The 11,317-nt window shown below is 70.7% G+C and carries 9 protein-coding genes; 6 read left to right on the top strand and 3 right to left on the bottom strand.

Translation table 11 applies throughout. From position 1 onward, the window contains the following. Positions 1–97 precede the first annotated feature (97 nt). From ACIQMR_RS10805 to ACIQMR_RS10790, 4 genes are all read left to right on the top strand, one after another. On the top strand, positions 98–1,738 hold the full coding sequence (locus ACIQMR_RS10805; RefSeq protein ID WP_401385067.1) for an ABC-F family ATP-binding cassette domain-containing protein: 1,641 nt from the start codon (positions 98–100) through the stop codon (positions 1,736–1,738). A 149-nt stretch (positions 1,739–1,887) separates the two neighbouring features. Next, positions 1,888–2,664 (top strand): dimethylargininase, encoded by a 777-nt coding sequence (gene ddaH, locus ACIQMR_RS10800; RefSeq protein ID WP_401385066.1) that lies wholly within the window; start codon positions 1,888–1,890, stop codon positions 2,662–2,664. 192 nt (positions 2,665–2,856) lie between these two features. Continuing rightward, positions 2,857–3,831 (top strand): acyl-ACP desaturase, encoded by a 975-nt coding sequence (locus ACIQMR_RS10795; protein WP_358664166.1) that lies wholly within the window; start codon positions 2,857–2,859, stop codon positions 3,829–3,831. Between the two features lie 802 nt (positions 3,832–4,633). Next, on the top strand, positions 4,634–5,557 hold the full coding sequence (locus ACIQMR_RS10790; RefSeq protein ID WP_401385330.1) for a chitosanase: 924 nt from the start codon (positions 4,634–4,636) through the stop codon (positions 5,555–5,557). Positions 5,558–5,632: 75 nt separating this feature from the next. Here ACIQMR_RS10790 and ACIQMR_RS10785 read toward each other — a convergent pair whose 3' ends face one another. Further along, on the bottom strand, positions 5,633–5,890 hold the full coding sequence (locus ACIQMR_RS10785) for a WhiB family transcriptional regulator (RefSeq protein WP_266386081.1): 258 nt from the start codon (positions 5,888–5,890) through the stop codon (positions 5,633–5,635). An 86-nt stretch (positions 5,891–5,976) separates the two neighbouring features. Further along, a complete protein-coding gene (locus ACIQMR_RS10780; RefSeq protein ID WP_401385065.1) occupies positions 5,977–6,771 on the bottom strand; it encodes a VOC family protein in 795 nt (264 codons plus the stop codon). Between the two features lie 320 nt (positions 6,772–7,091). On the opposite strand from ACIQMR_RS10780, the gene ACIQMR_RS10775 reads away from it, so the two are divergent. Beyond that, positions 7,092–7,583 carry a hypothetical protein gene (locus tag ACIQMR_RS10775; protein WP_401385064.1) on the top strand — a complete coding sequence of 164 codons (492 nt, stop codon included), beginning with the start codon at positions 7,092–7,094 and terminating at the stop codon, positions 7,581–7,583. A 14-nt stretch (positions 7,584–7,597) separates the two neighbouring features. Here the strand turns inward: ACIQMR_RS10775 and ACIQMR_RS10770 are convergent, their stop codons facing one another. Further along, a complete protein-coding gene (locus ACIQMR_RS10770; protein ID WP_401385063.1) occupies positions 7,598–8,617 on the bottom strand; it encodes a multicopper oxidase domain-containing protein in 1,020 nt (339 codons plus the stop codon). A 179-nt stretch (positions 8,618–8,796) separates the two neighbouring features. Here ACIQMR_RS10770 and ACIQMR_RS10765 point away from each other — a divergent pair, with 179 nt between their 5' ends. Further along, positions 8,797–11,289, top strand: coding sequence for a ThuA domain-containing protein (locus ACIQMR_RS10765; protein ID WP_401385062.1), 2,493 nt, complete (start codon positions 8,797–8,799; stop codon positions 11,287–11,289). Positions 11,290–11,317: the final 28 nt, after the last annotated feature.

Raw genomic sequence — 11,317 nt, 5'->3', positions numbered from 1 at the left:
CGTACGAGCCGTCCCGTTCCCGGACCAGGGCCTTTGTGCCGTCCGACCGGTGTCTCACCCGTTGCCCCTTCACTTCTCACGCAACAGGGAGACCCGTATGTCTACCTTCCCCACCTATGTCACCTGCTCCTCGCTGTCCTTCTCCTGGCCGGACGGCAGCCCGGTGCTGGAGGACTTCCAGCTCGCCGTCGGACCCGGCAGGACCGGTCTGATCGGTCTCAACGGCTCCGGGAAGTCGACACTGCTGCGGCTGATCGCCGGCGAACTCACGCCCGTCGACGGCAGCGTGCGAGTGGCCGGCGACGTCGGCTATCTGCCGCAGAACGTCGTGCTCGACACGTCGGTGCGCGTCGACGCGGCCCTCGGAATCGCCGAGGCCCGTGCCGGGCTGCACGCGATCGAGGCCGGTGACGTACGCGAGGAGAACTTCACCGCGGTCGGCGACGACTGGGACGTGGAGGAACGGGCACGCGCGACACTCGATCAGCTCGGCCTCGCACACATCGGCCTCGACCGGACCATCGGCGAGATGTCGGGCGGCGAATGCGTGCTGCTGAGGCTCGCGGCGCTGCTGCTGGCCCGTCCTGATGTCCTCCTGCTCGACGAGCCGACCAACAATCTCGATCTGTACGCGCGCGGCAGGCTGTACGACGCGGTGGAGGCCTGGTCCGGAGTGATGATCGTGGTCAGCCACGACCGCGAACTGCTGGAGAGGGTCGACCAGATCGCCGATCTCCGCGACGGCGAGGTGACCTGGTACGGCGGCGCGTTCTCGGCGTACGAGGAGGCGCTGGCCGTCGAGCAGGAGGCCGCGGAACGCATGGTCCGTGTCGCCGAGGCCGATGTGCAGCGGCAGAAGCGCGAGCTGACGGAGGCCCAGGTCAAACTGGCCCGCCGCAAGCGCTACGGGCAGAAGATGTTCGAGCAGAAGCGCGAGCCCAAGATCGTGATGGGAGCGCGCAAACGTCAGGCGCAGGTGTCGGCGGGCAAGCACCGCATCATGCACACGGAGAAGCTGAGCGAGGCGAAGGAACGGCTGGCGGAAGCCGTGGAGGCGGTGCGCGACGACGACGAGATCCGGGTCGAGCTTCCGTACACCAAGGTGCATCCGGGCCGTGGTGTCCTGCGGCTCTCCGGGGTCGAGCTGCGTTACGGGGCTCGCGTCGAGGGCGAGTTCGAGCTTCGCGGCCCGGAGCGGATCGCGCTCGTCGGGCGCAACGGGGCCGGGAAGACCACCCTGTTGCGCACGATCGCCGGCGAACTGGAGCCGGTCGCGGGCGAGGTGGCGGCAGAGGTGCCGCTGCGTTTCCTTCCCCAGCGGCTGGACGTGCTCGACGACGGGCTGAGCGTGGTCGAGAACGTCGCGCGGTTCGCGCCCGAGGCGACGGACAACACGATCCGGGCGCGGCTGGCCCGCTTCCTCTTCCGTGGAGCGCGGGCGGAGCAGTTGGCCGGCACCCTCTCCGGCGGCGAGCGGTTCCGGGCCGCGCTGGCGGCGCTGCTGCTCGCCGAACCGGCGCCGCAGCTGCTGATGCTGGACGAGCCGACGAACAACCTGGACATGGCGAGTGTGCGGGGGCTGACCGAGGCGCTCGAGGCGTACGAGGGAGCGCTGATCGTGGCGAGCCACGACGTGACGTTCCTGGAGTCCCTCGGGATCACCCGCTGGCTGCTGCTCGACGGAGAGCTGCGGCCCACGACGGCGGAGGAGGTGCGGGAGGCGTATCCACGAGGCTGAGGCGGACACAGGGCTGAGGCGGACACGGGGTTGAGGCGGACCCAGGGCCGAGCCCGTGCGGCGCTCAAGAGCCCGTGTGGTCTTTACGGAACGGGGCAGATGGGGCTAGTGATGGCCCCGTCACCCCCCGATCGGCCCCTGGAGAGCCCGTGCCGAGCAGAAGAGCCCTGATCCGACGCCCGAGCCCACGCCTGGCGGAGGGCCTGGTCACCCATGTGGAGCGCCGTCCCGTCGACGTGGGGGCGGCGCTCGCCCAGTGGGAGGCGTACGGCGACGCCCTGCGCGCGCACGGCTGGGACACGGTCGAGGCCGACCCGGCCGACGACTGTCCGGACGGCGTCTTCGTCGAGGACACCGTCGTGATGTTCCGGAACGTGGCCCTCATCGCCCGGTCCGGGGCCGCGTCGCGCCGCCCCGAGACGGACGGTGTCGAGGAGGCCCTGGCGCGGCTGGGCTGCTCGGTGAACTGGGTCTGGGAGCCGGGCACGCTCGACGGGGGCGATGTCCTCAAGATCGGCGACACGATCTACGTGGGGCGGGGCGGCCGGACCAACGCGGCCGGTGTGCAGCAGCTGCGGGCGGCCTTCGCGCCGCTGGGGGCGCGCGTCGTCCCCGTACCGCTGTCGCGTGTACTCCATCTGAAGTCGGCGGTGACCGCCCTGCCGGACGGGACCGTGATCGGCTACGAGCCGCTCGTCGAGCAGCCTTCGCTGTTCCCGCGCTTCCTCGCCGTCCCCGAGGAGGCCGGGGCGCACGTGGTGCTGCTCGGCGGAGGAAAGCTGCTGATGGCGACGAGTGCCCCCAAGACCGCGGAGCTGTTCATGGATCTTGGATATGCACCCGTTCCGGTCGACATCAGCGAGTTCGAGAAGCTCGAAGGCTGCGTGACCTGTCTCTCGGTACGCCTACGGGACCTGCACGCATAACGACGCGTAGGCAGACATCACGGTCACGGGCTTGGACGATGGCTTACCCCGCCTTTAACCTACGGTTTCGTAACCTACGAAGCCGTAGGTAGTCGCATGCCCTCATCCGGCCGGCGCGCTGCCACGGCGACGTTCGTTCCGCTCGTCTCCCCGTTCCGTCCCCCGTCCTCATCCCCGCCCCCAGGAGTACCCGTGACGATCACCTCTCCCCACCTCGGCAGTTCGGAAGCGTGGACCGACGCCCGGCTGCTGTACGCGCTGGAGGAAGTGGTCGAGAAGGAACTCAACCGGCACATGAAGGTCGCCAAGGACTGGATGCCGCACGAGTACGTGCCCTGGTCGGACGGGCGGAACTTCCCCGGGCTGTTCGAGGACGGCGAGGCGTGGGAGTCCGGCCAGTCCAAGGTCACGGACATCGGCAGGACGGCCCTCATCGTCAACCTGCTGACCGAGGACAACCTGCCCAGCTACCACCACGAGATCGCGTCTCTCTTCGGCCGCGACGGGGCCTGGGGCACCTGGGTGCACCGCTGGACCGCCGAGGAGGGCCGGCACGGCATCGTGATGCGCGACTACCTGCTCACCTCGCGCGCCGTCGACCCGGACAAGCTGGAGCAGTTCCGTATGTCGCACATGTCGGAGGGCTTCGAGTCCGACAACCGCCACTCGATGCTGCACTCGGTCGCGTACGTCTCGTTCCAGGAGCTCGCGACCCGTATCTCCCACCGCAACACCGGCCACCAGTCGGGCGACCCGGTCTGCGACCGGATGCTGTCGCGCATCGCCACCGACGAGAACCTCCACATGGTCTTCTACCGCAACCTCCTCGGTGCGGCCTTCGAGATCGCACCGGACCTGACCATGCAGGCCGTGCGCGACGTCGTGGTGAACTTCCGGATGCCCGGGCACGGGATACCGGGATTCGAGCGCGCGGCGGCGCAGATGGCGATCGGTGAGATCTACAACATGCGGATCCACCACGACGACGTGCTGCAGCCGGTGCTGCGCTTCCTGAAGGTCATGGAGATCGACGGCCTCGGCCCGGAGGGCCTCAAGGCACAGGAGGAGCTTGGTCTGTACATGGGCGGGCTGGACTCGGAGGCCCGCAAGTTCGACGAGAAGCTCGCGGCCCGCAAGGCCCGCCTGGCGGCTCGCGCCGCGGGCTGAGCGACGCCCGAGCCGGGCTGGACGGGCTGACCCGGGCTGGTCGGAGCTGAGCCTGGGCCTCGCCTGGGTGCCCCGGGCAGGCCCGGGACCCTGTTCGAAGGCACCGGCCCTGGGCCGTGACCGGTCGGGGCGTCGCCTGAATGCCCGGGCAAGCCCGGGACTGAGCCCGCGAGCACCCGGGTCCGCCCGGAGCCGCGTGCAATGGCCTCGGCAGTGGGCCATGACCGGCCCGGACCGCGCACGACCGTCCTGTGACAGGCCAGAGCGTCGCCTGGGTACCCGGGCAAGCCCGGGACTGAGCCGGGGGCACCCGAGTCCGCCCGGGAACGCGTCCCATGGCCCTGGACCGTGACCGGCCAGGCGTCGCCTGAGTGCCCGGGCAGGCCCGGGACTGAGCCGGGGAGCACCCCGGTCCGCCCGGGACCGCGTGCAATGGCCTCGGCCGTGGGCCATGACCGGCCCGCACCGCGCCTGACCGCCCTGGACCGTGACCGGCCGGGGCCTCGCCTGAGTGCCCGGACAGGCCCGGGTCTGCGCCGGCGAGCACTCGGACCTGCCCGGGAACCGCGTCCGACGGCGCGAGCACTGGACCGCGACCCGCCGGGACCGCGCCTGGGCGCCCTGGACCGTGACCGGCCCGGACCGCGCCCGCACGCGCGCCGAGCCGGGACCTCGGCCGGTAGTCAGTCGGAAGGCGCGCGGTGGCCGTCTGCCGGCATCGTGGGCCACCCGCAGGGCACAGGTTTGCGCCCGGGCGTTCTGTGCCGGTGACGCGGACCGTACTCTGTGCGGCGTGAAACCCGTGACCCGCATCGTTCTCATCGGCGCACCGGCCGCCGCCGCCGTGTCCCTCGTCCTCGGCGTCGGCCTCGGCGGGGAGGACGAGGTGCCCCTCGCCGACCGGCCGCAGGCGGTGCGGCAGGCGGCCACTCCCGCGCCGAATCCGCTCAAGGCGGGCTCGGCGGCGGAGCAGCGGGCGCTGGACGAGCGGATCGACACCTTGCCGCCGGGGCTCGCCGACCCTGCGAAGAAGGAGATCGCCGCGCGGCTCGTGGCCAGCGCCGAGCACTCCACGCTCAACTGGCGCGGCCGGTACGGCGCCATCGAGGACCTCGGCGACGGCAACGGCTACACCGCGGGGATCATCGGCTTCTGCTCCGGCACCAACGACATGCTGCAGCTCGTCGAGGCGTACACCGCGGCCCACCCGGACAACGGCCTCGCCCGGTACCTCCCCGCCCTCAGGCAGGTCGACGGCACCGATTCCCACGAGGGTCTGGATCCCGGCTTCGCCGGGGCCTGGGTCGCCGAGGCCCGGAAGCAGGCCTTCCGCGACGCCCAGGACGCGGCGCGCGACCGGATCTACTTCGACCCGGCCGTCCGGCTGGCCAAGATGGACGGCCTCGGCACGCTCGGCCAGTTCATCTACTACGACGCGATGCTGCTCCACGGCCCCGGCCTGGACGAGCACGGCTTCTACGGCATCCGGCGGGCGGCCATGAAGCAGGCGGGGACGGCCGCCGAGGGCGGCGACGAGAAGGCGTATCTGAACGCCGTCCTCGACGCGAGCCGTTCGGTCATGAAGACCAGGCTCAGCACGGCCCAGCGCGACACCTCCCGCATCGACACCGCGCAACGGGTGTTCCTGCGGGACGGCAACCTGGACCTGACGGCCCCGCTGGAGTGGCAGGTGTACGGGGAGACGTTCCGCATCCCGGCGGCCTGACGGACGGACCCCGGTGCCGTGACCGGAAAGGTTCACCGGCTCGCGAGGCCCGGCACACCATTCCGGTCACAGCACTTAGCCGCGCCGCCGGAGCTGGGAGCGTCGCAGCCTGCCCCGTTCCTTCTCGGACATCCCGCCCCACACACCGAACCGCTCGTCGTTCGCGAGCGCGTACTCCAGGCATGCCACCCGCCCCTCGCACGCGCCGCACAGTTGCTTCGCCTCGCGGGTGGAGGAGCCGGGGGCCGGGAAGAAGAATTCGGGGCCGGCCTGGGCGCACAGGGCCGTTTCCTGCCAGGAGAGTTCGTGCTCGGGTGTGGTGTTGATCGGCATGATGGACAGGCTGCCCGGCGGCGATAAACACCGTGTCAATGAACGCTCAACGGTCCGCTCGGCCCGGCCGCGTCACGTCTCCCGCGTCACGTCTCCCGCGCCACGCTCGTGATCACGGCGAAGCGCGCTCCGTACGGGTCCGCGAGCTTCGCGATGCGCCCCACGTCCTCCAGGTCGATCGGCTCCGTGCGGACCGTGCCGCCGAGCCGTGTCGCGCTCGCCGCCACCGCGTCCGTGTCCGTGACCTCGAAGTACGGGAGCCAGTACGGTCCTTCCGCCGCCTCGGCCGGGTCTGCCTCCAGGGGAACGAGGCCGGCGAACATCGCGTCCTCGCCCGCGCCCGCGGGGTTGACCGTCGTATAGCTGTCGCCGCCCGGGAGGGGTACAGCGAACTCGTCCCAGCCGAAGACCGACCGGTAGAAGCGCATCGCCGCGTCCGTCTCCGGCGTGTAGAGCTCGGCCCAGCACAGCGCGCCCGTCTCGTTCACCAGGTCCAGGCCCTTGTTGGTGCCCGGCTGCCAGGTGGCGAAGCCGGCGCCCGCCGGGTCGGTGAAGTGCGCCATACGGCCCAGGTCCCAGACGTCCGACGGCTCGTGCTCGACCGCTCCGCCGCCGTCCCTCACCCGTTTGGCCGTGTCATCGGCGCTGGTGGACTGGAAGTACAGGGTCCAGGCGGTGCCGGCCCGCTCCGCGGGGACCGTCATGCCTCCGGCGGCGGTCTTGCCGTCCAGCTGGAACATTCCGTAACCGCCGGCTTCGGGCCCCGCCGACTGGAAGGCCCATCCGAACAGGCCGCCGTAGAACGCCGCCGCGCCCTGGAGGTCGGGGGTGCCGAGGTCGAGCCAGTTCGGGGAGCCGGTGAGATAGCGGGTGGTGAGCATGGCGCGTCGCTCCTTCGTGGGCGGCCGGGATCGGCCCCGTGGTCGTGGCTCGCCCCCTTGACGAGTCTGCTACCGATCCCGCCCCGCCGCACGCAGTGCCGCACGTGCCGCGTGGTGCGCGCACGTGCCGTGGACCCGCGTGCCGGGTGTGGTGACCCGGGGCCGTACAGCGTACGAGGCACCGGCCGAGGTGATCACGGCTTGACGAGGCTTGCCGTATCAACGACCGACGTCGCCATGGGTCCCGCCCGATCACTCGTCATGGTGGGTCCGCCCGTGTGCCGTCGCTCCGCGGGGCCGCGCTGCGGCAGGGTGGGCGGATGCACCCCCGGATCAGGCCCCTCGCCCTTGCCGTACTTCTCACCGCGACGACCGGCTGTGTCTCGGTGTCCGCCGTGCCTGCGCAACCGCCGGCGGCCGGACTCGCCCCGGCGGCCGACCGGTCGGCGGCACCGGCCGGGCCGGAGCGGCCCGCACAGCCGACGGCGGACGGCGAACTCGCCTCGACCGGGCCGCAGAAGCCACCACTGCCACGGATCGCGGACGAGAGGAAGGCCGAGGTACCCCCGCGGCGCGAGACCCCGGCGCAGACACCGGCGAAGCGGCCCCGGGGCGAGCGTCCCGACGCGGCGCCGGCGGATCAGCCGGAGCGCACGGAGCAGGCCAGGTCGCGGCAGCCGCGCAAGACGCGTTCCGGTGTGCACCCGCCCCGGCCGCGGACCCACTACGACATGGACGATCTGTGCCGTGCGTCGAACGGTGTCGCCGACCCGTCCTTCGTCGCGCTGTGCCGGGCGAACTACGGCCGTTGAGGCCGCCGGACCACTCAGTGCGCGTGCTCCGCGGACGCTCCCGGCGCCCCGGACTCCCCGGACTCCCGGGCCGCCGCCGGATGGTGCGGCTCGTGGCCCGGGATCGTCCCGTCCGGCTTCGCCACCAGGAACAGGCCCGCCATTCCCATGTCCGAATGGCTCTGCACATGGCAGTGGTACATCCACGCACCCGCGCCCACGTGTTCACCCGCGATGATCTGGAAGCCGAAGGAGTCCGCCGGCCCGGTGATCTTGTTGTCGATGACGCGTGACGGGTCGTCCGGGCCGGTCAGCAGGCCGGTCCTGTTGTCCGCCCAGCGGTGACCGTGCATATGGAACGTGTGGTAGTACTCGCCGTGCGTGATCATCACGATCTCGACCCGGTCGCCCACCGTGGCCTGGAAGTTCGGGCTCTGGTGTGCGGGCTTGTTGTTGATCGTCATGTCGTTGAAGACGATCGTGAACTGTTTGTCGGGGAGGATGTCGCCCTTCCTGCGCACCACCACCGGGCCGTAGAGGCCCTTCCTGATACCGCCCGTGCCGTGGTCGGTGCCCACCACGTGGTCGTGGTAGTGCCAGTAGCCCGCGCTGCCGGGACGCCAGGTGCCGTCCGCGCGCTTGCCCGGGGTGTGGGTGCGCCAGGTGTACGTCCGGGTGCCGCCGGGTTCGACATGGCTCTTGCTCATCCGGGTGCCGTCGCTGGCGATGTCGTAGTCGACCCCGTGGACATGGAGACTGGCCGCCACGTCCATCGTGTTCTCGAACTCGATGTGCAGCGTGTCCCCTTCGACGATCTCGATCAATGGTCCCGGGACCGTCGCCTTGCCCTTCTCCAGGCCGTAGCCCATCTGCCCGTCCGGCAACTTCTCGGCGTACAGCTTGAGATGGCGTACCCGGCCGCCGGCCGGGGCAGTCTTCGGTGCGCCCTCCGCGGATGTCGCGGCGGGAGCGATGGCGAGAGACAACGATGTCACGCCTGTCGCGGCGACCGCTCCACCCGCCAGCAGGCGCCGGCTGAAGCTCCTTCTGTCCATACGAACTCCCCAGTGCCGTCGGGAAATCGGGTTGGGCCGGGCACACGCTAGTCGGGTGATCTTCGTTTCTCCACACCCAGGACAAAGTTCGTCGGATTGCGGCCATACCTATTGGCGGGTCGCCCAAAGAGGTCTAGTTTCACGGCTGTTGCTGTGACCAATGAGGGGTGGGTGACCACATGCACCGTGCACCACATCACCGGTCGAGATCCCGGCGCGGGGCGGCGGCGGCGCTGCTGGCCGCTTCGATGGCCGCGTCGCTGCTCGGCGGGACCGCGGCCACGGCCCGGCCCGCTCCCGATCCGTCGTCGCCCAGGGCGACAACGTTGTCCCTGCCCTCGCCGCCGGGCGGGGCGAACGTCCGGGTGCTCGTCTTCCACGCCTCGGCCACCGAGGAGTCGCCGACCGTCGACGCCGGAATCGCGGCCATCGAGCAGATCGGGCTGACCGGACCCGCCGCCGGCCGGTTCCGTACCGAGGCCACCGACGACGCCTCGGTCTTCACCAATGCCACGAAGCTCGGCAAGTACAACGCGGTCGTCTTCCTGACCGGCGGCGGCGATGTGCTCGACCCGGAGCAGGAGGCCGGTCTCGAGGCCTACATGGAGGCGGGCGGCGGCTTCGTCGGCGTCCATGACGCGGCACGCACCGAGCCCTACTCGGACTGGTTCACCGGTCTGGTGGGCGCCCGGCCGACCACCTCCCCGGCCACCGTCCAGCGCGCGGTCGTCGAGGTCGGCGACCGGCAGCACCCGGCCACCAAGGGCCTGCCGCTGAACTGGAAGCGCCCCGACAAGTGGTTCAACTGGGCCGTCAACCCGTCCGGTTCCGTCCACACGGTCGCCCGGCTCAAGGAGAGCTCGTACCAGCCGGGCCAGGGCGCGAACGGCTGGGACCACCCCGTCTCCTGGTGCCGTGATTACGACGGCGGCCGCTCCTTCTACACCGGCATGGGCGGTACGGCCGACTCGTACGCCGAGACCGACTTCCGCGACCATCTGCGCGGCGCGCTTGCGTGGACCTCCCGGACGTCCCGCGCCGACTGCAAGGCCACCATCACCGCCAACTACACGGCGGAGCGCGTCACCCAGCCCAACCAGCCCGGGCAGAACGACCAGATCGGCGAGCCGCACGGCCTGATCACGGCCCCCGACGGACGGATCCTCTACATCGGGCGCGGCGGCGCCGACTCCTCCCGGCCCGTGGTCACCGACTGGAACAACCCCGACATCGGCAAGGGCCGGGGCGAGATCCACGTCTACGACCCGAAGACGAAGAAGGTGACCCTCGCGGGCGCGCTGACCGTCTTCGGCAACAAGGGCGGCGGCGACGAACTCACCAAGGTCGAGGAGGGGCTGCTCGGCATCGAGCTGGACCCGGACTTCATGGCCAACGGCTGGGTGTATCTGCACTACACACCGCACTCGCGGATCAACCGCGACACGCACATGGCCGAGCGGTACGTCTCGCGCTTCACCCTCGACCCCGCCACCGACACGCTGGATCTGGCGAGCGAGAAGGTCCTGCTGAAGTGGCCCGTGCAGATCCACAGCTGCTGCCACGCGGGCGGCGGGATGGCCTTCGACTCCAAGGGCAACCTGTACGTCGCGACGGGTGACAACAACTCGTCCGGCTTCAGCGGCGGTTACTCCGGCAACAACCCGCAGCCGAACTTCAAGGGCGTCTCGTTCGCGGACGCGCGCCGCACCGCCGGCAACACCAACAACCTCAACGGCAAGATCCTCCGGATCCACCCGGAGGACGACGGCACCTACACGCTCCCCGAGGGGAACCTCTTCACCGGCCGGGAGCCGGACGAGGGCGGCGGCAAGACCCGCGGCGAGATCTATGTGATGGGGGTGCGCAACCCGGCGCGCATCTTCGTCGACCGGACGACGGACATCCTCTACGCGGGCTGGGTCGGCCCGGACGCCGGTTCGCCGTCGACCACCTGGGGCCCGGCGAAGTACGACACGTTCGCCGCGATCACCAAGGCGGGCAACCACGGCTGGCCGTACTGCATGGGCAACAAGCAGCCCTACCGCGACCGCAACCTCCCGGACCCGAACACGCCGCTGGGCTGGTACGACTGCGACGCGCCGAAGAACGAGTCGCCGAACAACGACGGTCTGGTGAATCTGCCGCCGATCACGGCCAACACCATCTGGTACTCACCACAGGGCGGCGGCCCCGACTACCCGCGCGACGCCGCCGGCATCCCCAGCTACAAGGTGGAGGAGCAGAAGCTGCTGCTGCCGTGGCTCAAGGGCGGCGGCCAGGCGACGATGAACGGCCCGGTGTACCGGTACGACGCCGGGAAGAGCGACCCGGCCGTGCGCTGGCCGTCGTACTGGGACGGCAAGTGGTTCGTCGGTGACTTCTACGACGGCGACCAGCCCAGGCACGCGGTGCTGACCGACCCGAAGACCGTCGGCAAGGGCGGTGTCCCCGTCCACGCCGAGACCCTGAAGAAGATCATCCCGGTCGGGACGGACGGCATCCGCAATCTCATGGACTGGAAGTTCGCGCCGGACGGTTCGCTGTACGTCCTCGACTACGGGCGCGGCTTCTTCACCTCCGATTCCAGGTCCGCGCTGTGGCGCGTGACCTACAAGGGCGGCGAGCCGACCCCGGCCGCCGGTCAGCTCGCGAGGAAGGCGGCTGCCCAGTGAGACACGTACGACACCGACAACTGCGTCT

The sequence above is a fragment of the Streptomyces sp. NPDC091376 genome, assembly GCF_044757085.1.
Classification (GTDB): domain Bacteria; phylum Actinomycetota; class Actinomycetes; order Streptomycetales; family Streptomycetaceae; genus Streptomyces; species Streptomyces pratisoli.
This window is presented reverse-complemented; position numbering and strand designations above follow the sequence as displayed.

Bases quoted from the DNA above. Each gene is read 5' to 3' on its own strand.
- ACIQMR_RS10805 (WP_401385067.1), top strand. From the start codon at position 98: ATGTCTACCTTCCCCACCTATGTCACCTGCTCCTCGCTGTCCTTCTCC.
- ACIQMR_RS10785 (WP_266386081.1), bottom strand. From the start codon at position 5,890: ATGCCGATCAACACCACACCCGAGCACGAACTCTCCTGGCAGGAAACG.
- ACIQMR_RS10780 (WP_401385065.1), bottom strand. From the start codon at position 6,771: ATGCTCACCACCCGCTATCTCACCGGCTCCCCGAACTGGCTCGACCTC.
- ACIQMR_RS10775 (WP_401385064.1), top strand. From the start codon at position 7,092: ATGCACCCCCGGATCAGGCCCCTCGCCCTTGCCGTACTTCTCACCGCG.
- ACIQMR_RS10770 (WP_401385063.1), bottom strand. From the start codon at position 8,617: ATGGACAGAAGGAGCTTCAGCCGGCGCCTGCTGGCGGGTGGAGCGGTC.
- ACIQMR_RS10765 (WP_401385062.1), top strand. From the start codon at position 8,797: ATGCACCGTGCACCACATCACCGGTCGAGATCCCGGCGCGGGGCGGCG.